This is a genomic window from Caldicoprobacter guelmensis, assembly GCF_016908415.1.
GTDB lineage: Bacteria > Bacillota > Clostridia > Caldicoprobacterales > Caldicoprobacteraceae > Caldicoprobacter > Caldicoprobacter guelmensis.
Genome location: NZ_JAFBDW010000003.1, coordinates 166234 through 192852, shown reverse-complemented (window position 1 = coordinate 192852; position 26619 = coordinate 166234). Strand labels below are relative to the sequence as shown.

23 protein-coding genes and 1 pseudogene are annotated in these 26619 nt (G+C 38.0%); 22 read left to right on the top strand and 2 right to left on the bottom strand.

Annotated elements, in window-relative coordinates; genetic code table 11:
• Window positions 1-160 precede the first annotated feature (160 nt).
• The 10 genes from JOD02_RS05325 to JOD02_RS05280 all read left to right on the top strand — a co-directional run bounded on the left by JOD02_RS05325 (window position 161) and on the right by JOD02_RS05280 (window position 11830).
• A complete protein-coding gene (locus JOD02_RS05325) occupies window positions 161-1159 on the top strand; it encodes a LacI family DNA-binding transcriptional regulator (protein ID WP_204487633.1) in 999 nt (332 codons plus the stop codon).
• Between the two features lie 297 nt (window positions 1160-1456).
• Window positions 1457-2650 carry a scyllo-inosose 3-dehydrogenase gene (gene iolM / locus JOD02_RS05320; RefSeq protein WP_204487632.1) on the top strand — a complete coding sequence of 398 codons (1194 nt, stop codon included), beginning with the start codon at window positions 1457-1459 and terminating at the stop codon, window positions 2648-2650.
• A gap of 92 nt (window positions 2651-2742) precedes the next feature.
• Window positions 2743-3852 carry a 3-dehydro-scyllo-inosose hydrolase gene (iolN, locus tag JOD02_RS05315; protein ID WP_204487631.1) on the top strand — a complete coding sequence of 370 codons (1110 nt, stop codon included), beginning with the start codon at window positions 2743-2745 and terminating at the stop codon, window positions 3850-3852.
• A gap of 124 nt (window positions 3853-3976) precedes the next feature.
• A complete protein-coding gene (locus JOD02_RS05310) occupies window positions 3977-4807 on the top strand; it encodes a sugar phosphate isomerase/epimerase family protein (protein WP_204487630.1) in 831 nt (276 codons plus the stop codon).
• A gap of 112 nt (window positions 4808-4919) precedes the next feature.
• Window positions 4920-5930 (top strand): inositol 2-dehydrogenase, encoded by a 1011-nt coding sequence (iolG, locus tag JOD02_RS05305; RefSeq protein ID WP_207754226.1) that lies wholly within the window; start codon window positions 4920-4922, stop codon window positions 5928-5930.
• A 339-nt stretch (window positions 5931-6269) separates the two neighbouring features.
• On the top strand, window positions 6270-7760 hold the full coding sequence (locus JOD02_RS05300; RefSeq protein WP_204487627.1) for an ABC transporter substrate-binding protein: 1491 nt from the start codon (window positions 6270-6272) through the stop codon (window positions 7758-7760).
• 124 nt (window positions 7761-7884) lie between these two features.
• On the top strand, window positions 7885-8790 hold the full coding sequence (locus JOD02_RS05295; protein ID WP_204487625.1) for an ABC transporter permease subunit: 906 nt from the start codon (window positions 7885-7887) through the stop codon (window positions 8788-8790).
• A gap of 21 nt (window positions 8791-8811) precedes the next feature.
• On the top strand, window positions 8812-9687 hold the full coding sequence (locus JOD02_RS11470) for a carbohydrate ABC transporter permease (RefSeq protein WP_341534537.1): 876 nt from the start codon (window positions 8812-8814) through the stop codon (window positions 9685-9687).
• Between the two features lie 32 nt (window positions 9688-9719).
• Window positions 9720-11039, top strand: a complete 1320-nt coding sequence (locus JOD02_RS05285) for a CehA/McbA family metallohydrolase (protein WP_204487623.1) — start codon at window positions 9720-9722, stop codon at window positions 11037-11039.
• Window positions 11040-11080: 41 nt separating this feature from the next.
• Window positions 11081-11830, top strand: a complete 750-nt coding sequence (locus JOD02_RS05280) for an HAD family hydrolase (RefSeq protein WP_204487621.1) — start codon at window positions 11081-11083, stop codon at window positions 11828-11830.
• A 118-nt stretch (window positions 11831-11948) separates the two neighbouring features.
• Here JOD02_RS05280 and JOD02_RS11610 read toward each other — a convergent pair whose 3' ends face one another.
• Together JOD02_RS11610 and JOD02_RS05270 are read right to left on the bottom strand one after the other, a co-directional pair.
• Window positions 11949-12110 (bottom strand): ATP-binding protein, encoded by a 162-nt coding sequence (locus JOD02_RS11610; protein WP_279380654.1) that lies wholly within the window; start codon window positions 12108-12110, stop codon window positions 11949-11951.
• 105 nt (window positions 12111-12215) lie between these two features.
• Window positions 12216-12398 (bottom strand): annotated as a pseudogene (locus JOD02_RS05270) (IS21 family transposase); the annotation flags it as partial.
• Window positions 12399-12729: 331 nt separating this feature from the next.
• Here JOD02_RS05270 and JOD02_RS05265 point away from each other — a divergent pair.
• From JOD02_RS05265 to JOD02_RS05210, 12 genes are all read left to right on the top strand, one after another.
• Window positions 12730-14493 carry a cache domain-containing sensor histidine kinase gene (locus tag JOD02_RS05265; RefSeq protein ID WP_204487620.1) on the top strand — a complete coding sequence of 588 codons (1764 nt, stop codon included), beginning with the start codon at window positions 12730-12732 and terminating at the stop codon, window positions 14491-14493.
• Window positions 14486-16039, top strand: a complete 1554-nt coding sequence (locus tag JOD02_RS05260) for a response regulator transcription factor (protein WP_204487618.1) — start codon at window positions 14486-14488, stop codon at window positions 16037-16039. The genes JOD02_RS05265 and JOD02_RS05260 overlap by 8 nt, the downstream gene beginning before the upstream one ends.
• A 115-nt stretch (window positions 16040-16154) precedes the next feature.
• Entirely contained in the window at window positions 16155-17528 is a 1374-nt protein-coding gene (locus JOD02_RS05255; protein ID WP_204487616.1) for an ABC transporter substrate-binding protein, read from the top strand.
• Window positions 17529-17628: 100 nt separating this feature from the next.
• The gene (locus JOD02_RS05250; protein ID WP_204487614.1) at window positions 17629-18558 is read left to right on the top strand and encodes a carbohydrate ABC transporter permease; all 930 of its coding nucleotides are present in this window, start codon (window positions 17629-17631) and stop codon (window positions 18556-18558) included.
• A 1-nt stretch (window position 18559) separates the two neighbouring features.
• Window positions 18560-19408: a carbohydrate ABC transporter permease gene (locus tag JOD02_RS05245; protein WP_204487613.1), complete on the top strand. Its 849-nt coding sequence runs from the start codon at window positions 18560-18562 to the stop codon at window positions 19406-19408.
• A 157-nt stretch (window positions 19409-19565) separates the two neighbouring features.
• Window positions 19566-20255 (top strand): hypothetical protein, encoded by a 690-nt coding sequence (locus tag JOD02_RS05240; protein ID WP_204487611.1) that lies wholly within the window; start codon window positions 19566-19568, stop codon window positions 20253-20255.
• A gap of 229 nt (window positions 20256-20484) precedes the next feature.
• Entirely contained in the window at window positions 20485-20691 is a 207-nt protein-coding gene (locus tag JOD02_RS05235) for a 4Fe-4S dicluster domain-containing protein (RefSeq protein WP_204487609.1), read from the top strand.
• A gap of 244 nt (window positions 20692-20935) precedes the next feature.
• Window positions 20936-22009, top strand: coding sequence for a 3-methyl-2-oxobutanoate dehydrogenase subunit VorB (locus JOD02_RS05230; protein WP_204487607.1), 1074 nt, complete (start codon window positions 20936-20938; stop codon window positions 22007-22009).
• Window positions 22006-22743, top strand: a complete 738-nt coding sequence (locus JOD02_RS05225) for a thiamine pyrophosphate-dependent enzyme (RefSeq protein WP_204487605.1) — start codon at window positions 22006-22008, stop codon at window positions 22741-22743. Before JOD02_RS05230 ends, JOD02_RS05225 begins: the two co-directional genes overlap by 4 nt.
• A 1-nt stretch (window position 22744) precedes the next feature.
• On the top strand, window positions 22745-23296 hold the full coding sequence (locus JOD02_RS05220) for a 2-oxoacid:acceptor oxidoreductase family protein (RefSeq protein ID WP_204487603.1): 552 nt from the start codon (window positions 22745-22747) through the stop codon (window positions 23294-23296).
• A gap of 235 nt (window positions 23297-23531) precedes the next feature.
• Window positions 23532-24548 (top strand): lysylphosphatidylglycerol synthase transmembrane domain-containing protein, encoded by a 1017-nt coding sequence (locus tag JOD02_RS05215; RefSeq protein ID WP_204487601.1) that lies wholly within the window; start codon window positions 23532-23534, stop codon window positions 24546-24548.
• Window positions 24549-24661: 113 nt separating this feature from the next.
• Window positions 24662-26404: a B12-binding domain-containing radical SAM protein gene (locus tag JOD02_RS05210; protein ID WP_204487599.1), complete on the top strand. Its 1743-nt coding sequence runs from the start codon at window positions 24662-24664 to the stop codon at window positions 26402-26404.
• The last annotated feature ends 215 nt before the right edge of the window (window positions 26405-26619 follow it).

Below are 26619 nucleotides of genomic sequence, written 5' to 3'. Positions count from 1 at the left end.
AGCTTGACAATTATAAAATGTTTATGTTAAACTTTTAACGTGAACGTTTTGGATAAAAATTTTAATCAAATCATGCCGGTTCAATTAAATGTTGTTACCGGTATTATTTTTATTAGATGCAATACTTTGTACATACTAATTTTAACAGGAGGGCATGTTAATGGCTGTTACGCTAAAGGATATTGCAAAAGTAGCTGGTGTATCGTATGCTACTGTCTCAAGGGCATTGAGCAATCATCCAGATGTCAGCCCTGAGACCAGAGAAAGAATAAAGAAGATCGCAAAAGAGATGAACTACGTCCCAGACCCTTCAGCAAGAGGATTAAAGGGCAAAAACACAAACATGATTGGCCTGGTTGTGCCTGATATATCCAATCCCTTTTTTTCTGAGCTCGCTTTGGGTGTAGAATCTTTTGCTAATGAACATGGTTATTGCGTATTTTTGTGTAATACAAACTGGGATTATGAACGGGAGAAGACCTATGTGGATATCTTGAAAGCTAAGCGAGTCGATGGTGTGATAATTTCTTCGGTTATTGAAAATGCTACACATCATAAAAAGTTGTCGTTGCCTCTCGTGTATATTACCGAAGGACCCAAGTCTGATGATATATATTATGTGGGTATTGACAACAAAACTGGAGCGGTGCTAGGCGTTGAATATCTTATTAAATTGGGGCATAAAGATATTGTGTATATAGGAGGCTCAGAAAAGACGAGTACCAATAGGGAACGCTTTGAAGGTTATAAAGAAACCATGCAAAAACACGGGTATACGGTTAAAGCAAACGTTCGCACCTCAGATAGTTTTAGCCAAGAAAGCGGTTATAAGGCGGCAATGGAAATGCTAATAAAAAGTGAAATCCCTACAGCGGTTTTTGCCGTAAACGATATAGTAGCTTTGGGAGTCATCCAAGCTATAGAGGAGTTTGGGCTTAAAGTCCCGGAAGACATTTCGATAGTCGGATTTGACGATATAGCTTTTTCATCTATGCATCGGATTAAACTTACCACAATTTCCCAGCCGAAATTTGAGATGGGAAGGCTATCCGCCGAGTTGCTTATAAACTTGATAAAACAAGAGAATGTAGGGCAAAAAATTAATATTATTCAACCAAGCCTTATAATAAGGGATACTTGCAGGGCGATTAAGGATTAAATTTTTTATTTCTCTCTGTAAAAACCTGTTGACAAAACCGTAAACGTTTGTTATACTTAAACTAGCTTAAAAATTTGACTAGTTATTCAACAAACTTTTTATTATTTAATTAATTGTAAACGTTTGAAATGGTTAATTGCCACTTTTAGAAGGTGTATTCATCATTTGAATATTGCAGCATAACCGGTAAAGTCAAGAAAGGAGAAGCAGCATTTCTTCTACATTTGTGGGTCTTTTTCGGATAATAATCATATTTGATACAGCAAATTTATATTTCAAGCAAGGAGGAATTATCAAATGTCAAAAACAATGAAAGGCGTCACGCTATTTGCGGATTGGGATCCAAAGCCGGATTTCAAGCTTGGCCCGAAGGATATCGAAGGGAAGCAGACGTATCTCGGAAGTAAAGTGTGGAGAAATCCTCGCATTGAAATTGTAGATCATCCTGTTCCCGAACCAGGGCCTGATGAAGTATTAATCGAAGTAAAGGCATGTGGCATTTGTGGAAGCGATGTTCATATGGCACAGCCTGATGAAGAGGGATACATACTGTATCCTGGCTTGACGGGTTTTCCATGCATCCTTGGTCATGAATTTTCAGGTATTGTAGTGAAGGCAGGAGAACGTGCATTCGATAAAAGGACCAATAAGCCTTTCAAAGGTGGAGAAATCGTCTGTGCAGAAGAAATGATGTGGTGTGGTGAATGTAAGCCGTGCGCTGATGGTTATCCCAATCACTGTGAACGGCTTAATGAGGTAGGGTTTAACATAAACGGTGCATTTGCAAAATATATAGTTATGCCCGCTAAACTCGTATGGAACCTTGAATCACTTAAAAAGAGGTACACCGGCGATGATATATTTCTTGCTGGTAGTTTAGTAGAGCCTACTAGCGTTGCTTATAATGCTGTGATCGAAAGAGGTGGTGGAATAAGGCCGGGGGATAATGTTGTAGTGTGTGGCGGAGGCCCTGTTGGAATTGCGGCTTGCGCCATATTGAAGAGAAGCGGTGCTGCGAGAGTTATACTTTCAGAGCCTCAGCCTGAAAGGGCTGAACTAGGGAAGAAAATGGGGGCAGATTATGTAATCAATCCGTTAAAAGAAGATTTCGTGCAAAGAGTCCTTGAGCTCACAGATGGCATGGGTGCAAATCTATATCTTGAAGCAACTGGACTGCCTACAGTGGTTTATCCTCAAATAGAGCAAGTGATTTGGGAGGGTAGAACCATTAATAGCACAGTGGTGGTGGTTGCTCGTGCCGATGCCAAGATGCCGGTTACTGGTGAGGTATTGCAGGTGCGGAGAGCCAGGATTATCGGAGCCCAAGGCCATTCGGGCCATGGTACTTTCTATAGAGTAATTGAGTGCATGGCAGATGGTATGGATATGACGCCTATGATTACAAAGAAGATAACTTTGGATGAGGTACCAGAAAATATTATCAGCTTGAGAACCGACAGGAAGGAATGCAAGATAACCTGTGTTATGTAGAAATTGATTGTTATCAAAACTTTAACAATAAAGATAGCGTCACTAGAAAATTGAACACAGTTTTTATCATAACATGGAGAGGAGAGTTTATAATGAGTGAAAAGTGGCTCCTTACAGAGCATCCTGCTATAATCTTTGAGGATAACGCCGTAGGACGGCTAAAGAAGCAGATATGGGATGCCAGCGAAGAAGAGATAGACAGAATACTGGCAGAATATGAAATACCCTCTGAATCTGAGCTTGGTAAACCGGGATGCTATATACAGACCACTCCCAGGTATAAAGTAATAGAAAAGAGGAAGAAGAATGATATCGTATTTGTACCAGTAGGCTGCACTGAGAACCATGGACTGCATGCCAACAGTGGTTTGGACACATTCATGGTGACTCAAATACTTGAGGGCGTAAGGAGATATACAGCAAAGCAGGGACGAGAGGTAAGCCTTGCTCTTCCGCCTCTGAATTATGGAGGCCATCCTTATCATCATGTTGGAATGCCAGGGACAATCATAATGCCGGAAGAGGTTGTAAAAGAGACACTGATATACACAATGCTTGGACTATGGAATGACGGTTTTAGAAAAATTATAATAGTTAACAACCATGGCCATTTATGGATGCTTGAATCGGCTGTACAGGAATTTATGAAGAGGTATCATTTGCCAGGAATATTCCAGGTGTTAGACTGGCACAGGGCGGTACGTGAATTCTTCTATCCGGCAGGTAGGCCGGATAGCATGGAAACGCATTTCGTGCATGCCGATGAGGCGGAAACCTCGGTAGCGCTTTTGCTCTTCAAAGATATGATTGATATGAGCGTTGTAGAGGATGCTGAAGGGGAGTCGTTCTTGCCTGATGGGCATTTTGATAAAGCGGTGGATCCTTTCAGGCGGCCTCATAGGTGGTCCGAGGGAGAAGGCCACGCTGCTATAGAACGTGCAGCAACACCTCAAGGGGTTGTGGGTAAGCCTTCTCTTGCCGATCCCAGGAAGGCCAAGAGGCCTATTGCAGCGATACTGAAGTACCTTACTCTTCTACACGATCAGATTTTAGAAGCATTTCCTCCTGGAACTGTGCCGCCTGTAGAAAAGACCACGTTGCGGACTGCGAAGGAGATGGAGCCTTTCTTGAAGGAACCTCTTAGTGAGGGCTGGAAGTCGGTATATGAGTTACCGCCAATAGGGGTATTCACTAAGCTGTAATTAGGCGAAATTATGCCGGGAAATATTGTCGAGCGCTCTTAAGGGGCCGGTAATATTTCCCGGTTAAAATAAAATGTGTTTTGTATAAGTTTTATAGGCTTTCCATGAAAAAGGGGTTGGGCAAATGGAAAATCGTTCGATAAAGTACAGTGCCACGATTGCTATAGATGCGCCTAAGACATCGCCTGTGCTGTTTAGGGGTGACTTGTGCGAAAATATCATTAAGAGCAAAGAATATGGCTTTGATGCGGTGGAACTTCATATAAGAAATCCGAAAGAAATAGATGCAAAAGAAGTTAATGAATGTTGCTTGAAAAATGCCATTGTTGTTTCGACTATAGGGACGGGTATGTCTTATACTGTTGATGGGCTTTCAATTACTGATTTGGATGCCCAAAAAAGAAATATGGCTTTAAAACGATTAAAGGGATATATTGATCTAGCTGAAGAATTAAACTGCGGTATCATAATAGGCTCTATGAGGGGCAAGGTAAATCCTGAGTATTGTGATGAACATATGGCCGTTTATACAGACTGTCTTTTGGAATTGAGCCATTATGCGCAACGTAAAGATGTCCCGGTATATATAGAGGCAATAAACAGGTATGAGGTTAATTTTCATAATACAATAGAGGAAATGGTGAACTATATTGAAAGTTTAGGTGATTTGGGCTTTAAGATTCTTGTTGACACATTTCATATGAACATCGAGGAACCTAATATGGAGAACAGTATAAGGAAATACAGTAGATATATAGGGCATGTTCACTTTGCTGATAGCAATCGTAGATATCCAGGGGCGGGGCATGTTGATTTTGCGGCTGTTATAAATGCATTAAAAGAAGTAGGATATAATGGATATGTTGCCTTTGAATATCTTCCATATCCCGATCCCGATATTGCAGCTAAGAAAGGAATTGAGTACATGTTTGCACTCGAGGAAGATAAAGTATAGCTATTTCTTAACTTTAAAGTGCCAGTTGTGTGGGAAAGCCAAATATACGTATTACAAAATATGCAAAATTGTTAATTTATACATTATTAAATAGGTAGGTGGGGTGACTCATTTGAAACTCAAATTAGGTATCATAGGAGCTGGGCGCATTGGCAGGCTTCATGCTGAAAATATAGCAACCAACATAAGAGGAGCGGAAGTAAAGTCCATTGCTGATGTTTACATGGATGATAGTCTAGAGAAATGGGCTTATAGTATAGGAATAAATCATGTTTACAAAGACCACAGGAAAATCATTGAGGACCCGGATATAGATGCCGTTCTTATTTGTTCGCCTACCGATACCCATTCGAAGTTTATAATAGAAGCGGCACAAGCAGGAAAACACATATTTTGTGAGAAACCTATAGATTTTGATGTCAAAAGAATAGAAGAAGCGCTGAATACTGTGGAGAAGGCTAAGGTAAAGCTACAGATAGGCTTTAATAGGAGGTTTGACCACAATTTTCGGAGGATTAGAGAGCATATTGAAAGTGGGAAAATAGGCGATATTCATATATTGAGGATTACTTCCAGGGATCCTGCTCCCCCACCAATAGAATACGTAAAAGTATCGGGTGGTATATTCCTTGACATGACAATTCACGATTTTGACATGGCGCGCTATTTAACAGGCAGCGAGGTTGTTGAAGTGTATGCGATAGGTGAAGCTCTGATAGATCCTTCAATAAAACAATACGATGATGTTGATACGGCAATTGTTACTTTAAAATTTGAGAATGGTGCTATTGGGACAATTGATAACAGCAGAAAAGCTGTGTATGGATATGATCAAAGGGTTGAGGTTTTTGGTTCTAAAGGATGCTTGATAGCAGGCAATGATAAACCCAATACAGTGGAAATATATAATGAGAATTGGGTATACAGCGAGAAACCAAAATATTTCTTCCTTGAAAGGTATAAGGAGTCTTATATAGATGAGATAAGGTCTTTTATAAGCGTAATACTTGAGGATAGAGAACCAGAAGTAACGGGGCTTGATGGCTTGAAGCCTGTTTTGATAGGCCTTGCGGCAAAGAGGTCACTTGAAACAGGAATGCCGGTGAAGGTGGAGAGGGTGTGAGATTGTTAAGTTTACCGGTTGACGAGTGGATAAAATAATGTTATCATAGTATTGTAAATGTTTACGGAAGTAAAAGTTGGTACAGATGAGGTTATAGCTCAATATGTAAATATTTGTGTTTTGATATATGTTTGGAGATTCACTTTATATACATAAACGTTTACAACAGTGAAAGGTTAATAATTTTTTAAAATTATCGGGATCTCAATAAAAGAAAGTATATTAATTTGGAGTAAGACAAGCTAGTATAGGAAAATTAAAACTGATAATTTTTAGGAAGATGCATTATTATAAAAATTTTAATATAAAAAAGAAAAATAAAAAGGGAGGGGTATAAGTATGTCTATTACAAAAAAGATACTGGTAGGAATTCTTGTTTTAATGCTAATTATCAGTGCTTTTACCGGATGTACAAAGAAAGAAACATCTCAAGAGAGTAGTGCTAATCAAGGAAATGCTAAAGAGACTCCTGCAACAAGTGAGCCTTCCAATTCTGCAGATCAGCAAAAAAAGGATAATAAAACAGGTGGAGTTGTAAAAATATTGACAAGTGTAACTGGCGGTAAAGATGAAGAAGAAATGAAGTTGTTTGCAAAGGAATTGGGAGAAGCTACGGGATTAACTGTAATAATGGAGAGACCACCATCTGATTATAACAATACACTTATGAGAAAGCTTAATAGTGGGGAAAAGTTAGATCTTATCTATTTAAACATGCCTCAATATTTGGAACTTGTCAATCAGGGTGCTTTGTTAGATCTTACAGATTATATAAAATCTTCTAAGATTTATTCTGATCCTTCCAAGATTGATCCACGCGAACTAAAAGACATTGAAGTAAAGGGAAGGATTTATGCAGGGTTTAACAAAAAAGAGGTTCATAGGGTTGTTGCCCTAAACAGGGTACATTTAGAAAAAGCGGGAATAGATTACAAAAGTATTGAGCCTTCGTTGAATGGTTATTATAATGTATTTAAGAAACTAAAAGAGACTATAAAGACAGCTAATTATTATCCATATAATGTGGTTATGAGTCAAGTATTTGATTTACAACCATGGTTTGCTTCAGTTGGACTTAAAACGGGTGTTGTAATTGACGAAAAAGATGGCAAGAAATATGTACCGATTTCTACTGATGATGCTATACCAGTATGGGAATGGATTGCAAAGCTTTATAAGGAAGGGCTTATTGATCCAGCAGCTTCTGTAGATCAAACGAAGGATATGAGAAATAAAATGAGTGCAGCATCTCAACTTACAAGCGTAACAGTTGATTGGGCTGCCTGGGTTGGATTGCATAATGCTAATGCTTTAGCTGCAGGAATAGGAAAAGATCAATATGAGATAGTTTCTTTACCAGGTACAAAGACACCAAATGGTAGTTATATGTTGACGAAAGGAGCAGCTAGTTTGTGGGCTATTCCAAAGAATGCTGAGAATCCTGAAGGTGCATGGAAAATTATAGAGTTCTTTGCAACACAGGAGGGGGGAGTGCTTCTGTCAGTTGGTATTAAGGGACATGACTATACGATTGACGATAAAGGCAATTATGTTTTGACTGACATAGGTAAGCAACATGGATGTGACCATGGTGCACCTGTCCCTATCTTGGAAACTTTTAAACATCCCATCGGCTATAATCCGGGGGTTGAAGAGGCTCTGTCCTATGGTAAATATGCTTCAATTGAGTTACCGATTCCCAATGAGGGAGATTACAAAGAAATAGTGGGCAAATGGGCAGTCCAAATTATGGAAGGAAAAGTTTCTGTAGCAGACGGATTGAAGAATATGAGAAATGAGTTGCTAAGTAGGAAAGTTACTGATAAATAATGAGGTAACCTGTTTGCAAATATAAAATATATAAGGGTTTATAAAAGCTAGGAACTTTTCGTGGCTGAAAAGTTCCTAGCTTTTAAATACCATAAGTCAATTAAATGTGAGGAGCGAGTAGAAAATGCTGATAGATAGGAAAACTTTAATAAAAATAAGGAAATATAAATCTATCTATTTAATGTTTGTCCCTATAGCAATATATTTTATTGTATTTTCCTATTATCCCTTAATTCTTGGAATTATTAGTAGTTTTAGAGAGTCAATACTTATAGGTACTCCCAAATTCGTAGGTGTTGAAAACTACAAGAATGTTCTTTCAAATCCTCTTTATAGTGAAGCTTTTATGAATACTATAATAGTTAATTTTTTTACATTTATAGTACAATTTATTTTCAGCTTATTTATAGCTTTATCGCTTAATGAAGTTAAAAATAAGATGATACGATCTAGTATTCAGACTGTAACATATATACCGAATCTTTTATCTTGGGCGATAGTTGGAGGTATGTGGATTCGTATTTTATCACCTACAGGCATGTTGAATAATATATTAAAACTCATTTACGGGAATGATTTTAATCCTATAGTTTTTATGGCTGAACCTAGATTTGCTAGAACAATAATGGTGCTTACAGGTGCATGGAAAGGAGCAGGATACTTTGCTGTTTTGTTATTGACAGCAATTGTAAGCATTGATCAATCAATTTATGAATCAGCTAGTATAGATGGTGCAAGTAGGTTTAAACAGATTCTATATATAACTGTTCCAAATATTGTGCCTACGATGAAAATAATAACTGTGTTAGGTTCAATGAATTTTTTACGCAACTTTGATCAGATTTTTATTATGGGAAATGCAAATATATTTAGTAAAGTAAGAAATCTCCTATGCTTGATATACACAGATGGTGTCGTTAATTTTAAAATAGGAATTGCTACGGCGGCTGCAACAATGGTACTTATTACAACTTTTATAATATCTACTATTGTGCGTAGATTGACTAAATATGATGAAACGTTTAATTGAAAAAGGTGGTGAGATGAGTTGGTGCTAAGAAGGAAGCGCAATCAGTTAGCAAATGAACTTACTTTTTCGCAAAAGGTTATAAATTCTATATTTTTGGCTCTTGTATTTATTATAATGTTTTTACCTATGTGGAATGTTATCGTTGTATCTACATCTACTGCATTAGGAGCTAGTCGAGCAGGTGTCATATTGTGGTGGAGTAAATTTAGTTTAGAAGGATATGGATACGTATTTAAAATTTTAAAATTAGGGAGAGCTTTTTTCAATTCTATGTATGTCTCTTTATTATCTACAGTGCTACAGGTTATATTATCGGCTTTAGGTGGTTATATACTGGTACAAAAGGAACTCCCGTTTCAAAGAACGATGACATCTTTTATTCTTCTTACTATGATGATACCAGGAGACCTTACTTTGATCTCTATATATCAAGTTAACAAACAATTAGGGTTACTTAATTCATATACAGGTTTAATTGTAAACGGTCTTATTTCTGCTTTTTGTATATTGCTTATGAGAAATTATTTTTTAACAGTTCCTGTATCTTTGGCAGAATCAGCTAGATTAGATGGTGCTAGTGAGTTTAGAATTTATTGGAATATATTTTTGCCTTTATCTATTCCTGGTTTAGCTACTGTTTCTTTTCTAGAGTTTGTTGGAAAGTGGAATTCTATTATGATACCGGCAACTTTAATAACAGAGCAGAGACTTTATACTTTACCGTTAATGCTAAAAAGTATTATTGTTGATTCTTCGTCTATTTCTGGAATGCCCCCTGCGCCAGATAATGCTGTTATGGCTGCTATTGTTATATCTTCTATTCCTCTTATATTTGTTTATATCTTTGCCCAAAGATTTTTACTGGAAGGAATTACACTGGGAGCAACCAAAGAATAATTGTGGGAGGAATTTTAAGGAGGAAAATTATAATGGAGACTACGAAAAAAATTAAAGTGTTCATTAATAAGGAAAAAGAAGGACAGTATTTTGAGGTACCATTTGAAGTTCCAGATAATGTGTCAAGGATAGACATAAAGTATTCCTATCCGAGATACTTGACAGTAAAAAACGGAATATTGGAAGAAATATACGAAAAAAATATAATTGACCTTGGTTTAGTAAATGCTGATGGAGAATTTATCGGTGCTTCCGGTTCAAATAGAAATCATATTTGGATAAGTGAGTATAGTTCTAGTTTAGGATACGCTAAAACCAAAATAAAAAAGGGAAAATGGGCGATTATAGTTGGGGCTTATAAGATTATGGATGGTGGTGTCTCGGTCGAATATGAAATTAATTTTACATATAAAGAGAGAATTTTATTAAAAGGTGATTTACATGTACACACTTTGAGTTCGGATGGGAACTTAAGTGTGGAAGAAGTAATTTTTTTTGCTAAAAAAGCAGGTTTAGATTATATTTTTATTACTGATCATAATAACTATTTTCATAACAACGCTTTAACAAGTGATGAAGATATTACTGTTATGCCTGGTGTAGAATGGACTCATTTTAAAGGACATGTTAATATGTTGGGAATAGAAAAAGCCTTTGATGGTGTTTACTACACCAATACTCTTGAAGAGACTCAAGAAAAGTTGAAGATAGCACGTGAGAAAGGAGCTATTGTTTCAATTAATCATCCTTTTTGCCCTGATTGTGGTTTTAGATGGGGATTAGATAATGTAGAATATGACTGTATTGAAATTTGGAATGGTCCTATGAAATGTTCGGATATGGAATGTATTAGATGGTGGCATGGTGAGTTGTGTAAAGGAAGGAAGATACCGATTGTTGGAGGCAGTGATTTTCACAAGTATGAAATAGGTAGGGGTATAGGTTTACCTACAACGTGTTTGTATTCTATGTCAAGGTCTCCATCTGATATATATAACGCTATTCGTCAAGGGATGGGTTTTGTCACTTATATGCCTAGTGGACCTACCGTTTATATTGAATGTAATGGAAGTATCCTTGGACAAACGGTTAAATATAGGCCGGGCTTAAAAGTAAATTTTGTGTTTTCAAAATTGTATAAAGACGATGTAATAAAGATAATTACAAACAAAAGCAGTGAAGAAATAAGATGTGATACTAATGTTAAGGAAATGGTAATTGAAAAAGAGCTAGAAAATGTTATGTTTTATCGAGTGGAAATACATAGGCGTTATATAAGTGATTTTCCATCATTACCTGTGTTAGTATCGAATCCTTTGTATGTATATGTAGATGATAAGAATTGTAGATGATGAATATTAAGTGTAAAGACTTCTTATGGAGTTGTTATGTTTTGCCGTACCCAGTGGGGGTGAGGGATTTGAATGGGGTCGATACTTTCTTGTTTGACCTTGATGGGACATTACTTCCCATGGAGACAGATGAGTTTACACGGCTTTTCTTTAAGGAAATATCAAAAGTATTCAGTGATTTGATAGAACCCAAACGTCTGATTAAGTATGTGTGGGTAGCTACGAAGGATATGCTCAACAACGATGGGCAACGGACCAATCAAGAGGTGTTTATGGACAGCTTTGCTAAGCTGGTGGGCAAGGACAAGATTCTCATATATAAAGAGCGATTTGATGCTTTTTGTGATGATATATTTTTGAATATCAGACAGTGTGCGAAGAATGTACCTTGCATGAGGGAAAGTGTGTGTATATTGAAAGAAAAAGGGTATGATATAGTCATAGCCACAAATCCACTTTTTCCCCGAAAGGCTATTGTCCATAGAATCCAATGGGCAGGATTTAAGCCGGAGGATTTTATATATATATCGTGTTATGAGAATAACCGATTTTGCAAGCCCAATATAGCCTTTTATCAGGAAATTTTAAAGGATATTGGCAAACGCCCTGAGCAGTGCATCATGGTGGGGAATGATGTGCAGGAAGACCTTGTGGTCGCCTCCCTTGGTATGAAGACCTATTTGATTACCAACTATCTAATACACAGGAGCGATGAGCCCATTGAGTGCACCTATAAAGGGTCGTATGAGGATTTTTATGAATTTGTAAAGCAACTTCCAACTATTTTGTAAAGATTAATATACTTTGCTTAAAAAAGAAGGGGATATTTATCTCTATTTTTTTCTACAACAAGCTCAAACTCAAGATTAAGTTTTATGTTTCATAACCATGGGGGTGGAAGGTAAATTTTCAATTCAGTAGTTTCTCGTCAATACTGGGTTGAAAGGCAAGGTCGAATTCATTCAGAGTCTTTCTATACGGAAGCTGAGCAAGCTTTGTCCTTACCTCCATATTATGCCTTTGTCTTTCAACAACTTCTGTTTCAAGAAGGTCGTTTAAAAAGTCAAACATACATATTGATTTCTCGCTGGGCCTGCTCAAGGAGGGCATTAAGATAAATTGCAGCATTTGAAAGCCTTAACTCTTCAAGATGTGCTCGTGTCTTCTTAAGTTCTATCATATCCTATCTACCTCCAAAAGACTCTGATAAACCCCCAGAGAACGCTTCTCCATTTCTAGAGAAGATACCTTAATCGCTATCGGCTTTGGATATATCATGCCCTTCGCTTTTTTAAGCCCTTTGTATTGATCCTTGAGAAAAACGACACTCTTTGAACGATATCGCTTTTGGTGAGTTGCATTTATTTCCCTCTGATTCTTGACAGAATTAATCAGAAGGATAATTTGCCAGGGGGTGGGTCAATTCTTTTTCGTTGCTCCTGGGTCAATTATACGCTGGCGGTGACATCTAAAGATTCTGGTAGTCTGGTGCTCCGTTTATATGTCTTATCTTGACAAAGTTTTGAATATAGGATAATATAGTTACGTGATTATTGTATTTGTTGTAAAATGTTAAAATCTTGTACGTAACTTCTGATATAAGTTTTTTATATAATTAATGAAGTTAGGCTTTTCCTCTAACATAAAATGAATTTTATACTTTCATTAAGGAATGAGTTGTGAATCTATTATGAGGACTTTTCTCATTGGCTTAAAGATTAACCAAAAGTTGATTATAATGTTCCTTTCTATATCTTTAATTCTTATTATCACAGGTTTTGTGGCACTGCAAGTGTCTTTTAGTATATATGAGGAACAGTTATACCGGCAGGCAGCTGAGTTTTTGATTTTATTGTCAGAAATGGTAGATATTAGACTAAATAAGATAGAACAAATCTCTTTTGATATTTTGTCTAGTAAAGAGGTACAAGAATACTTAGCTATTGTTCGACGCGATGGCAACTCATATAATCAATATGAGGTATTAAATAATTTCGATAAAAAGATGCTTACATGGTTTTTCAATGAAAATTATATTTCTTCTGTTAATGTTGTAGATATTAAGAATAATCAGTATTCATGGGGAAGAAATACCGTTAGAATAGATCCCAAAAGGTTAGAATTTATTTGGAAACAAGCTATCCGAAGAAAAGGTGGAATGGTATGGATAGGGCCTTCTGATTTTGATCATTTTGTTGTTGCTGCACGTATGGTAAGGTCTATTCCCAATCTGGAATTAGAAAATCTTGGATTAATTGTTATTAGAATTGATCCGGAAAAGTTATTTAATAATTTTTCAAATCGAAAATTGACAAGTGAGGATGAGTTGAATTTTGTTATATTATCAACGGATGGAGTAGTTATATATCAAAAAGATAATCATCAATTTTTGTTTAATGAACTAATATACAGAATGAATAAAAAAATGGGATATTTTATCGATAACATCCAAGGAGAAAAGTATTTAATTACATATGTTACTTCTCAGTGGACCAACTGGAAATTTGTTAATCTTTTGCCTTATACAAGCATTTTTAAAAATATTATAGCAGTCCATACAATTTTAGTTTTGGTTTATGTTGGCGTTTTTGTATTGGTTGTGTATTTAAGCTTTTTGTTTTCCAGAGGTATTACTAAGCCTTTTAAAAGGCTTACAAATAAAATGAAAATGGTGGAAAAGGGAGAATTTGAAAAGATTGCTCAAATGGGTGTGAGCATAAAAAAACAAGGGGACGAAATAGCTGAATTGGAATATAATTTCCATTTAATGGTGGATAAAATTAATACTTTGATAAAAGAGAATTATTTAAAGCAGATTGCAATTAAAGAGTCTCAATTCAAAGCTTTACAAGCCCAGATTAATCCCCATTTTTTATACAATACATTGGATTCAATTAATTGGATGGCAAGATTTAATAAACAATATCAGATAGCTTCTATGGTCAAAGCTTTAGGAAGTTTGTTGAGAAATTCCATTAGCAATAAAAGTGAGATAATTTCATTAAAGGAAGAAATGAAAATTTTAGAAGACTATATTATTATCCAAAAATATAGATATGGAGAAAGATTAAAGTTTTCAATGGATATTCCACAGGATTATTGGGAGTGTATGATTCCCAAGCTCTCTCTCCAGCCTATAGTGGAAAACTCTATTCAATATGGTTTGGAAAAGATTGTGGGTGTTTGCGAAATAAAGGTATGGATTGAACCTTTGGAAAAAGAGTTAAAGATTTGGATCGAAGATAATGGTCCAGGAATGGACAAGGATTTTGTTGAAAAGCTAAACAGAGGAGAAATTGAGTCTAGAGGATCTGGGATTGGTATTAAAAACATAAACGAGAGGATTAAGATAATATTTGGATTGGAATACGGCGTAAATGTAAGTAGCGTGTTGGGAGAAGGAACTAAGGTATGTATTTTTATCCCCTGCAGAAGGAGTGATGACTTTGTATAAACTTTTATTGGTAGATGACGAGCAAATAATCAGGGAAGGTATCATACAATTGGTAAACTGGGATTATCTGGGTATTCAAGTGGATGATGCTGAAAATGGCATTGAGGCTTATGAGAAGATAAAAAACACAAATCCAGATATTGTAATTACGGATATTAAAATGCCAGGAATGGACGGATTGGAACTTATAGAAAGAGTTAAAAGGGAATTCCCAGATATCATTTTTATAATTTTATCAGGGTATGGCGAGTTTAACTTCGCAAGCAGAGCTATGCAGTATGGGGTTAAGTATTATCTTTTGAAGCCTTGTGATGAAGATGAAATCACCCAGGTTTTATGTAAGGTATTGGAAGAGTTAAAACAAAATAAGGAACAACAAGAATTTATAAAGAAGATGGAGGAAGATTTGCAAAAGATAATTCCTTACGTAAAAGAACAGTTTTCTCGAGATTGTGTGATGGGACAATTAAAGGATGAAAAAGATGTTGTTTATTTTAGAGAGTTATTAAAATTACCTTCAGAAAAGATACGTTTATTACTTTTTCGTTTGGATGATAATAATGAATTTGAAAAGCGATTTGCTTTAAAGAATTTGTTGGATTACTATGGAAAGGATTATTATTTACTTAGTACGATAATTGGTGAGAATGTGCTATTGTTACAAAAAGCAATTTCGCTGGGAGAGTTATTTTCTTATTTAAAAGAAATAAAGGAAAGTTTTTATAATTATTGTGGAATTAGTGTTACAGTGGCTATAAGTTCAGAGGGTTTTTTCGAGCAATTGCCGGATTTGTACAATGAAGTAATGGGATACCTTGAGCATCGATTTTATTTGGGTGAAGATTGTATTATTACTAGAGATGATGTAGGTAATAAAGGGCAGTCAATACAGCCAATTATAAATTTTGATTACCAATATCTGGGTTTATTGATTAGAAGTGGCAATATAGACGCTGTTTGTAAAGAGCTTAATACCTTTTTTACAAAGTTAAATAATAATAAATTCGAACCTGATATGGTCCGAGCACTATGTATAGAATTTTATATTTCAATTATCCGCCAAGCAAAACCTCAAAACCTTAATGAGTATATGAAACAAATTTCAATGCTTCAAAACATTGCTACTTTGGATAAGATGTTTAACTTTATCATGTCTGTAGCGAATGAAATCACAGAGGAGTATTATAAAGAAAATCAAGCAAAGAATAGTCAGATTATTAAAACAGTTTTAAGGGTTATAGAGGAAAACATAAGTTTTGAAGACCTCTCCCTTTCTTGGATAGCTGAAAAAATCGTTTATATGAATGTAGATTATTTAGGCAAACTATTTAAAAAGGAAGTAGGGAAAAATTTTTCCGCATACCTGATGGAGAAGAGGGTGGAAAAAGCTAAGCAATTATTATTAGAAGAAAGTTGTTGTAAAATTTCTGATATTGCGAAATGTGTTGGATATGGGAATAACCCTCAATACTTTGGACAGGTTTTCAAAAAAATTACAGGCTATACTCCATCAGAGTATAAGAAAATGTTAGGATATCAAAAATGAAATCTAAATCTGTTTTTTAAACAATGATGTCGGATAATTTTATTTAAATTTTTGTACCCATCCGATATAATCAATTGTGTAAAGGCTTCAATTAAAAATAAAAGGGGTGTGTATAATGAAGAAATGGTGGAGTTTATTGGTTGTTGTAATTTTAGTGATATCTATGGTATTGACAGCATGTGGAAGTCAACCGGCTAAAGACAATACTGGAAGTTCAACAACAAATGACCAGCAGAAGCAGGATGAGCAAAAACAGGGCGAATCAAAAGGAAATGCTGGGGGAGAAAAAGCTGAGCTGCGTATTTTTTGGTGGGGTTCGCAAGATAGACACGATAGGACAATAAAAGTTATTGAAATGTTTGAAGAAAAGAACCCCGATGTTACTATTCAATATGAATTTTCCGGATGGGATGGATATTGGGAAAAAGTAGCGGCTTTGGCGGCTGCAAACAACTTACCTGACGTTTTTCAACAGGATTATCAATATCTAGCACAGTATGCCAAAAAGGGACTTTTAGAGGCATTAGACCCCTATGTAGAACGGGGAATTTTAGATTTGTCGGATGTTGATGAGAGTAGTATAGTAGGTGGAAGGGTGAATGGTAAGCTTTACGGAATAAACTTGGGTTCTAATGCTCCTTGTATTGTCTACGATCCTGCTTTGTTCCAACAAGCAGGTGTTCCAGAACCGACACCTGATTGGACATGGGAAGATTATATGGATGCTGCTAAAAAAATACATGAAAAATTAGGTATTTATGCCGATAGGACTTTCCCTGGTGGTTATTTTCACGGGTTAAAACATTATGTTCGTCAACATGGACAGAAATTGTACTCCGATGACGGAACTAAGTTAGATTATAGTGATGATAAGCTTTTTGAGGAATTTTTTACTATGGAATTGGAATTAGTAAAGCAAGGTGCTTTGCCCATGCCGGATGAAAGATTAGAAGTTAAATCGGTAGAGGACGAATTCCTTGTCACCAAAAAAGCAGCCATGGCAGCGGCTCATAGTAACCAGATTGTCGCTATGACAAAGGCTGCTAATCGACCCCTTAAGTTGGCATTACTTCCTAAACATAAAGACCAGGTTAAGGAAGGAATGTATGTGAAACCTAGTCAATTTTTCTCGGTGGCATCTACAAGCAAAAACAAAGATAAAGCTGTACAGTTTGTGAATTATTTTACTAACGATATTGAAGCAAATAAGGTTTTGATGGCAGAACGAGGTGTTCCAATTTCTTCTAAAGTACGAGAAGCCTTAATCCCATTGTTGAGTGATGCACAGAAAGAAATGTTTAATTTCATGGAAGTAGTTATTGCGAACAGCAGTCCAATAGATCCGCCAGATCCTCCAGGGCATCCAGAAGTAGACAAGCTTTTGAAGAATTTAGAAGAACAAATGCTATATGGACAGCTTACTCCAGCAGAGGCAGCTATAAAATTTAGAGAAGAAGCTAATAAGATTTTAGCAAAGAGTGCTCAGTAATAATAAGAGTTAGTTAGATATGGTTTGTACTTTGTGCAAACCATATCTAACTAAACCTTTTAAACCTTAATTTTCTAAGTTATAGAAAGGGGCACTTTTAATGGTATTTGCAAAAGGGTTGAATAAACAAAGAAAAAGAAGAAATGATTATAACAATCTAGCCGGTTATGCTTTTATATCTCCATGGCTTATTGGTTTTATTTTGTTTACTGTTGTTCCAATAGGCGCCTCTTTTGTATTGTCATTTACACAATATGACCTTTTGTCTCCACCTAAATGGGTGGGGCTGGAGAATTACAAAACCATGTTTCTACATGATGAGCGTTATATAAGCGCATTAAAAGCAACTTTTTCTTATGTTTTTGTGGCTGTGCCTTTGCGATTAATTTTTGCGCTTTTTATAGCTGTGCTTCTTGTTAGGGATAGGAAAATGGTAAGCGTATATCGTGCAGCTTTTTATATTCCTTCTCTCATTGGAGGAAGTGTAGCCGTAGCGGTGATGTGGAGGCAGTTATTTGGAGTTAACGGTGCTTTAAATTCTGTTCTTATTGAATTAGGAATTATTGATAAAGGGATTGGTTGGATAGGAAATCCACACACTGCTATGTGGACTCTTATTTTATTAGCTGCATGGCAGTTTGGTTCACCTATGCTCATTTTTATTGCTGGACTGAAGCAGATTCCAACAAGTTATTATGAAGCTGCCTATATTGACGGAGCCAATACTTGGCAGAGGTTTACTAAAATTACTATGCCGTTGTTAACGCCTATTATATTTTTTAATTTTATCATGCAAACCATAAGTGGATTTATGGCATTTACTGAGAGCTATCTTATTACTCAGGGAGGGCCGTTTGACAAAACTTTATTTTACGCGTTATATTTGTTTGAAAAGGCTTTTAAGTTTTATGAAATGGGCTATGGATGTGCAATGGCATGGGTGCTTTTATTAATCATTGGAGTATTTACGGCACTTATCTTTAAATCATCAAACTATTGGGTATATTACGAATCAAAAGGGGAATGGTAATATGAAAAGCAAAAAAAAGAGTTACATTGATACTTTTTTGTATCATGTTTTTATATGGATATTTGGTTTTTTTATGCTATATCCGGTATTGTGGCTTATAAGTAGTTCTTTTAAGGGACACGCTGATATTTTTCAAAGAGCTCATCATTTAATTCCGACACATTGGGAATTTAGTAATTATATAGAAGGGTGGAAAGGATTCGGGGGAATTTCTTTTGCCGTTTTTTTTAAAAATTCCTTTATTGTAGCTACTTTAACGACCATAGGTCAGGTTGTATCATCGGCATTTGTGGCGTATGGGTTCTCGCGTATTCGGTTTAAGGGAAAGAAGATATTGTTTGGATGTATGATTACTACCATGCTGTTGCCTTCGCAAGTGTTGATCATTCCCCAGTATATTATGTTTAGCAAATTAGGATGGATAAATTCCTTTAAACCTCTGATTGTTCCTTCTTTCTTTGGATTACCTTTTTTCATATTTTTAATGATGCAATTTATACAGGGTATTCCTAAGGAATTGGATGAGTCGGCTACTATTGATGGATGTAACCATCTGGGAATTTTCCTAAGAATCATTGTACCATTGTTAGTTCCAGCATTGATGACTTCTGCAATCTTTGCATTTTACTGGAGATGGCAAGATTTCTTTGGACCTTTGTTGTATCTGCAGACCCCCGCAAAGTACACAGTCTCCTTGGCATTAAGGATGTTTTCAGATCCTGCAGCTGTTACTAACTGGGGAGCTATGTTTGCCATGTCAGCTTTATCCCTTGTACCAGTTATTGTATTGTTTATCGCATTTCAGAAGTATATTGTCGAGGGGATTAGTACAAGCGGACTAAAAGGATAGGTGGTTGCAAGAGAATTGTAAAACAATCCCCACTTTTTAAGTGGGGATTGTTTATTTTTTTCTAAAAAGGGATAAACAGTGATAGAATAATCCCCCAAAATGTGATAAAATAATCGAAAGCATATGTGTCTTATATGTAGAAAGGGTTGGATTCTACATGCAACAGGAAAACAGGCGGATTATACTTTTTACTGGTCACTTTGGTAGTGGTAAGACTGAATTGGCGATAAATTATAGTATAAAATTGGTCAGGCAGGGGCAGGCAGTGACCCTAGTGGACCTGGATATCGTGAATCCATTTTTTCGTTCAAGCGAGGTTAGGAATGTTTTAGAAAAAGAGGGGATAAAGCTTTTGTCGCCCAATTTTGTTGGGACTACCGTAGATATCCCGTCGCTACCCCCGGAAATTTATTCGGTGTTTCAAAGTAAAACCGGGATTGTGGTTTTTGATGTAGGTGGAGATGATATAGGGGCCACGGTACTGGGGCGATACTATCCTTATTTCATGCAGGAACCTTATCAAATGTTTTTTGTGATCAATGTGCGAAGGCCGCTGTCCAGCACTCCTGGGCAAATTATAGAGATGCTCAAGGCTATTGAAAGTCGTTCAAGGCTCAAAGTTACTGACCTCATTAACAACACCAATTTGATGTATGAAACAAATTTAAGTCATTTGCTGGAAGGACAGAAGATCGTGGAACAGGTTTCCCAAGAGCTTAACATCCCTATAGCCTATATTTCTGGCGTTGCGGAGGTTATTGAGCAGCTGCCGGAACAGTATAGAAAAAAGAGGTTCCCTATAGATGTCTATCTCCATCCCCCCTGGAGTGGTGAAGATGGAGTTTAATATGTGGATTCAATGGATTTGATGTTGTATGGTATTTATTATTTATAATATTAATTTGCTTGCAAGTTTTTAGTGTAAATCATAGTATCATAATTTTGCAATTGCCTATTTTGTTTAATTATGGTTGGCAAAATAGCGTTTTTTAATTTAAAATAGATTATATGACAGAAACTTGATAAATCAGTGAGGATTTCAATCTAGAAATTTTCTAGAGAAAGGAGTATATTTTATGGCAAGGGTTATTTTTGATGAGGAACGATGCAAAGGATGCGAACTGTGCACCACGGTTTGTCCCAAAGGGATTGTGGTGATGGCCCGTGATCGCATGAATTCAAAAGGATACCATCCAGCTACAGTGATAGAGATGGATAAATGCATAGGGTGTGCTTTTTGTGCGCGTATATGCCCTGATGTGGTTATAGAGGTTGAAAAGTAAGGTGGAATATGCAAGATTTTGGCGATAAAGTCAATACGACACATTAAAGCCAGAAAGTTGGTAAATGTAGCATATTAAGGGAGGACAAATTTTGAATAACAGAATCGTGAGCCTATGAGTATTTGATGCATTAAACTACGTTAAATTGAGACAGTTTTTCAGTTGACTGTCAAGGAGATTTGCAAGGCTAGCTAATGTGTAGCATGTAAGGCAATAAAAGCAAGGAAATGGGGGTTGTATATTTATGTCGAAAGTGTTGATGAAGGGCAATGAGGCCATTGCTGAAGCGGCCATTCAAGCCGGATGTAGATATTTTTTTGGGTATCCTATTACGCCCCAGAATGAAATCCCTGCGTATATGGCAAAGAGGTTGCCAGAGGTAGGCGGATGTTTCATTCAAGCTGAGAGCGAAGTGTCGGCCATAAACATGGTGTACGGTGCTGCGGGAGCGGGTGCTCGGGTAATGACATCTTCTTCTAGTCCTGGAATAAGCCTGAAACAGGAAGGATTATCATACATTGCGGGGGCTGAACTGCCTTGTGTTGTGGTAAACATGGTTCGTGGAGGTCCGGGGTTAGGAGGAATTCAGCCCGCACAGTCGGACTACTTCCAGGCAACAAAGGGGGGTGGCCATGGCGATTATCACCTGGTAGTGTTGGCGCCTTCTACTATACAGGAAGCGGTAGACCTGGTAATGGAGGGCTTTGATATAGCTGACCAGTACCGCAATCCGGTAATGATACTGGGAGACGGCATGCTGGGGCAGATGATGGAGCCGGTTGAATTCAGGCCCCTGAGCACCAAACGGCAGCTGCCACCAAAAACCTGGGCCACTACCGGGTATACGGGAGAGCGTCCAAGAAACATCATAAACTCGCTATTTATTGACCCGCAGGCTCTAGAAGAGCATGTAAGAAGAATCTATCAGAAGTACGAAGAGATCAAGAAAAACGAGGTAAAAGTTGAGTGCTATAACTGTGAGAATGCCGAGATAATCGTGGCAGCATATGGCACCACTGCGCGCATTGTAAAGAGCGTCATTCAAAAGGCAAAACATGAGGGTATAAACGTTGGGCTTATACGTCCCATCACCTTATGGCCTTTCCCTACCAGTACCTTTGAAGAATGGACTCAGCGTGAACACGTCAAGGCCTTTATGGCGGTAGAGATGAGCATGGGCCAGATGGTGGAAGATGTGCGCTTAAGCGTCAACGGCAGAAAACCTGTGTTTTTCTACGGCAGAACAGGCGGAATGGTACCTGAGCCCAATGCGATACTGTCCGAGGTCAAGAAGGTCATAGGGGGTGTTTCGAGATGACCAAGGTTTTTACCAGGCCAAAATCTTTGACCGATAAGCCCTTTCACTACTGTCCTGGCTGTACCCACGGCATAGTCCACAGGTTGGTGGCCGAAGCGATAGATGAACTGGGAATTCGTGAGAAGACGATAGGCGTTGCGCCGGTGGGATGCGCCGTATTTGCTTATGAGTACTTCAATTGCGATATGCAGGAGGCTGCGCACGGTAGGGCACCTGCCGTTGCAACTGGTATAAAGCGCGTATTGCCAGATAGGGTTGTGTTTACCTACCAGGGGGATGGAGACCTAGCGGCTATAGGTACGGCGGAGATAGTGCACGCTGCTATACGGGGTGAAAACATCACCGTTATATTCATAAACAATGCCATATACGGCATGACGGGGGGACAGATGGCCCCCACCACCCTTATTGGGCAAGTGACTGCCACTACCCCTTACGGCCGTGACCCAGGTAAAGCAGGTTATCCCATAAGAATGAGCGAAATGCTGGCAACCCTTGAGGGTTCGGCGTACATCGAAAGGGTTTCGGTACACGATATAAAACATATAAATCAGGCCAAGAGAGCGATTAAAAAAGCGTTTGAAACCCAGCTGGCTGGCAAAGGTTTTTCAATGGTAGAGGTTCTTTCCACCTGCCCGACCAACTGGGGTATGACGCCGGTGGAAGCGCTGAAATGGTTGGAGCAAAATATGATACCTTATTATCCTTTGGGCGTTAAAAAGGAGGGAAAGTGATATGACCCACCAGATTATCATTGCGGGATTTGGCGGGCAGGGGATTATGCTGATGGGACAGCTTTTGGCCTATGCCGGCATGCTGGAAGGCAAGAATGTGTCATGGCTTCCTTCATACGGCCCCGAGATGCGTGGCGGCACGGCAAACTGCAACGTCATCATATCTGATGAGCCGGTGGCATCTCCCATTGTAACCGAGGCAACGGCAGTTATGGTTATGAATAGGCCGTCGCTGGACAGGTTTGAGGGTGCTGTTATGAAAGGAGGACTGCTGCTGGTCAACAGTTCGATTATAGATAAAAAAGCGACCAGGGACGATATTGAGGTTTGCTATATACCCGCAAATGAGATTGCGGACCAGCTGGGCAACAGCCGTGTGGCCAACATGGTGATGCTGGGAGGCTTTTTAGCAAAGACAGGAGCTGTATCGCCCGAGTCTGTGATAGAGTCTTTGAGAAAGGCGCTGGGGCCTTCAAAAGAGCACCTAATTCCATTGAATGAGGAGGCTTTAAAGAGTGGGGCTGAATGCGTTAAGGAATGTGTAAAGGGATAAAATCCTTTTATAAAGGCAATTTGCTTAAGAACAAGCAGTATCACAAAGGCAATAGGCCGCGGTTTTGTATGCCGCGGCTTTTATGTTTAAATGATCTGATGTATGCTGCCTCTAGTTTGCAGTATCCTCTGGAGTATAGTATAATAGAGACAATAATGGCAGACTATGTGTATCGAGTCCTATTTTGAGCTTTGCTTTGCAAAATCAATAATTCAAGGAATTTTAAGGAGCGAATATGAACAGAAAGAGGTATGTGATTCTTCTTTATATCGTAATAAATATTATGGTCATTACGGTTATAGGAATTCTGGATCCCAATCTTAAGGACTTAGGTCGAGCCTTGAGCATGCTTGAGCCACGCTGGATTGCTGGAGCGGCAGCATGCATGCTGATATTCTGGATTATGGATGCGTTGATACTAAAGTATTCATTGGCAGTTATTTTTGAGCCCAAGCGTTTTAAAGACTGTATGGAGGTTGCGTTGATAGGGCAATACTATAACTGCGTTACACCTTTTGCCAGCGGTGGGCAACCGGCGCAGGTATATTACATGTCCCGAGTTGGTATCCCTGCTGGTTATTCTACATCGGCGCTAATAATTAAGTACTTGGTTTACCAGGTGGTTTTGTCGATATTATGTGTTGTAGCCTTTATATTTAAAGCTGCGCTGGTATTTTCATACCCATTTGTAGTAATCGTGATATCCTTGATTGGTTTTGTGATCAATGCTGGTGCGGTGTTTCTGATATATTTTTTGTCACTTAACCGCGGGTTTATAAGAAAAATGGTATTATCTGTATTAAATTTTTTCCATAGCGTGCGTGTGGTAAAAGATCTGGAGAAGTGGGAAGCGCGAATGGAAGCTGCGGTGGAGGATTTTCATAGAAGCCTATGCATGTTCCGTGGGAATTACAAAGGTATGGCTGTGATGGCTGTTATGACGGCGGTACAGCTTATCTTTTATTTCAGCGTTACGTTTTTTATCTATAGAGCGTTTGGTTTGAAGGATAGTGCATGGGTTGCCATGATATCTGTGCAGTCCTTTTTATATCTTGCGGTATCCTATTTCCCTGCTCCGGGTGCCACAGGGGCCTCCGAAGGTGGTTTTTATCTGTTTTTTCAACGTTTTTTCCCTCCACACTTGATATTTGTTGCCATGCTGTTGTGGCGGTTCATGACCTATTATTTAAATATCATAGTGGGCGGACTGGTGATTATGGTTAAGGGTATTAAGGACTTCTCGCGGCTTTAACTGATTGTTGATGAATTTAATTCTTGAGAATTTTTAAAGCGGGTTTTGAAAACAAGAAGGGAATTTTTAACTCAATAAGTGGTTCGTATAGAAAGGAAGTGGAGGCAACAGACATGAAGGTGCTTTTGGTTGCAATCAACTCGAAATTTATTCACAGCAATTTGGCTTTGAGATATATAAAGGCGTACTGTGGGAAAGAGCACTCGATAGATCTTATTGAATTTTCCATAAATGATCATATAGAAAGGATAATTAGAGAGATTTACTTTGCAAGGCCTGATGTGGTGGCCTTTTCGTGTTATATCTGGAATATAAGAGAGGTGTTGATGATAGCTGATACGATAAAGAGGGTGATGGACCGCTGTGTGATTGTTCTTGGCGGTCCAGAAGTGTCCTTTGATGCTGGGGATATCATGAGGGATAACCTTGCCATTGACTACATCGTTGTAGGAGAGGGTGAGGAGACCTTCCATGAGTTGCTACATATTCTTGAAGATAAAGGAAATCCAGCAGTGGTAAAAGGACTGGTTTATCGCAATGGCAGAGAAATCGTAATTAATTCGTCCAGACCTTTGATACGGGATTTGGATGTAATTCCTTTTCCGTACCAGGACGGTTTTGCAGGGCTTGAAAACAAAATCATATATTACGAGACTTCAAGGGGCTGTCCCTTCAATTGTCAGTACTGTCTTTCTTCGACCATTTCAGGTGTGAGGTATTTCTCGCTCGAACGGGTAGAGAGGGAGCTGGCATTGTTTGTAAAAGCAGGTATACCGCAGGTCAAGCTGGTCGACCGGACATTTAACTGTCATCCGGCAAGAGCTAAGCGCATATTCAGGACCCTCATTTCGCTGGGAGGGCAGACCACTTTCCATTTTGAGATGGCGGGGGATTTAATAGACGATGAGATGATGGATATATTGAGACAGGCACCTCCCGGGCTTTTTGAATTTGAAATAGGAGTACAGTCCACAAATCCCAATACAATACATGAAATTCAAAGGAAGATGGATTTTAATGCTTTGGCCAGGAGAGTTGCCCAGCTGCGTGATGGGGAGAACATACATCTCCATTTGGATTTGATAGCCGGCTTGCCCCAGGAGGATTATGCTTCATTTAAACGTTCGTTTAATGACGTGTATTTTTTGCGGCCCAATAGGATTCAGTTGGGTTTTTTGAAGTTACTCAAGGGGTCGGGGCTCAGGTCGAGAGCTAAAGAATACGGCTATGAATATACCCAGTACCCGCCTTATAAAGTGCTTAAGAACAATTATATGACTTATGATGAGATTGCAAAACTTGAAATGATAGAGGACTTGGTGGAGAAATATTACAACTCTGGACGCTTTACTTATACTCTTGAGTACCTGATTAGTTGCCATGGCGACGACCCCTTTGATTTTTTTGAAGGATTTATGGCTTTTTGGAGGGAAAAGGGCTACGAGGGGCTTTCATACAGCCAGGTACGCCTCTATGAGATTTTGCTTGAGTATGGACTTACACTTGATAATGTAGACCACAGGCTTTTGAAAAATATCATGCGGTTTGACTGGGTAAGCCAGGAGAAGCCCAGCAGGTATCCCGAAGGTCTGGAGCCGCCACAAATAGCGGAGCTTGGGAAGGCGATAGATTCATTCTTTAAAGGTGAAGAGAATGTATTTAAGTATATGCCTCACTTTAAAGGATATACGCCCCGCCAGATATCCCGTATGGCTCACATAGAGGTGTTTGAGTATGATGTTGTTGAGGGTATAAAAAACGGCATTTATCCTCCCTCAACCACTTATGTGCTGTTTGATTATAAGGTTGAAAATAGGATATTTAGGCGAAGCTATTTTCATAAGGTTCAGTTATAAAGCATATTCGCAATAGTTTTTTCTGTTTTTAAAATTTTGGGGTTGACAAATACGTGTATAATTGTATACAATTATACACAAATATTTTAGAAGGGTATGAAACATGATATTCCCTACGAGTTCATAGTGTGGTTTTAAAGGGAGAGTTTGTGAGAGTAAAGGTAAAACATGTTAAGTTGAGTTGATGGGTAGAAATTCTATCTGGGAGGAGGAGA

What these genes read in the sequence shown, in the direction of transcription:
- JOD02_RS05265 (WP_204487620.1), top strand. Translation starts at nt 12,730, where the DNA reads ATGAGGACTTTTCTCATTGGCTTAAAGATTAACCAAAAGTTGATTATA.
- iolN (WP_204487631.1), top strand. Translation starts at nt 2,743, where the DNA reads ATGAGTGAAAAGTGGCTCCTTACAGAGCATCCTGCTATAATCTTTGAG.
- JOD02_RS05295 (WP_204487625.1), top strand. Translation starts at nt 7,885, where the DNA reads ATGCTGATAGATAGGAAAACTTTAATAAAAATAAGGAAATATAAATCT.
- JOD02_RS05245 (WP_204487613.1), top strand. Translation starts at nt 18,560, where the DNA reads ATGAAAAGCAAAAAAAAGAGTTACATTGATACTTTTTTGTATCATGTT.
- JOD02_RS05215 (WP_204487601.1), top strand. Translation starts at nt 23,532, where the DNA reads ATGAACAGAAAGAGGTATGTGATTCTTCTTTATATCGTAATAAATATT.
- JOD02_RS05220 (WP_204487603.1), top strand. Translation starts at nt 22,745, where the DNA reads ATGACCCACCAGATTATCATTGCGGGATTTGGCGGGCAGGGGATTATG.
- JOD02_RS11610 (WP_279380654.1), bottom strand. Translation starts at nt 12,110, where the DNA reads ATGTTTGACTTTTTAAACGACCTTCTTGAAACAGAAGTTGTTGAAAGA.
- JOD02_RS05210 (WP_204487599.1), top strand. Translation starts at nt 24,662, where the DNA reads ATGAAGGTGCTTTTGGTTGCAATCAACTCGAAATTTATTCACAGCAAT.
- JOD02_RS05235 (WP_204487609.1), top strand. Translation starts at nt 20,485, where the DNA reads ATGGCAAGGGTTATTTTTGATGAGGAACGATGCAAAGGATGCGAACTG.
- JOD02_RS05255 (WP_204487616.1), top strand. Translation starts at nt 16,155, where the DNA reads ATGAAGAAATGGTGGAGTTTATTGGTTGTTGTAATTTTAGTGATATCT.
- JOD02_RS05310 (WP_204487630.1), top strand. Translation starts at nt 3,977, where the DNA reads ATGGAAAATCGTTCGATAAAGTACAGTGCCACGATTGCTATAGATGCG.
- JOD02_RS05240 (WP_204487611.1), top strand. Translation starts at nt 19,566, where the DNA reads ATGCAACAGGAAAACAGGCGGATTATACTTTTTACTGGTCACTTTGGT.
- JOD02_RS05300 (WP_204487627.1), top strand. Translation starts at nt 6,270, where the DNA reads ATGTCTATTACAAAAAAGATACTGGTAGGAATTCTTGTTTTAATGCTA.
- JOD02_RS05225 (WP_204487605.1), top strand. Translation starts at nt 22,006, where the DNA reads ATGACCAAGGTTTTTACCAGGCCAAAATCTTTGACCGATAAGCCCTTT.
- iolM (WP_204487632.1), top strand. Translation starts at nt 1,457, where the DNA reads ATGTCAAAAACAATGAAAGGCGTCACGCTATTTGCGGATTGGGATCCA.
- JOD02_RS05230 (WP_204487607.1), top strand. Translation starts at nt 20,936, where the DNA reads ATGTCGAAAGTGTTGATGAAGGGCAATGAGGCCATTGCTGAAGCGGCC.
- JOD02_RS05285 (WP_204487623.1), top strand. Translation starts at nt 9,720, where the DNA reads ATGGAGACTACGAAAAAAATTAAAGTGTTCATTAATAAGGAAAAAGAA.
- JOD02_RS05250 (WP_204487614.1), top strand. Translation starts at nt 17,629, where the DNA reads ATGGTATTTGCAAAAGGGTTGAATAAACAAAGAAAAAGAAGAAATGAT.
- JOD02_RS05325 (WP_204487633.1), top strand. Translation starts at nt 161, where the DNA reads ATGGCTGTTACGCTAAAGGATATTGCAAAAGTAGCTGGTGTATCGTAT.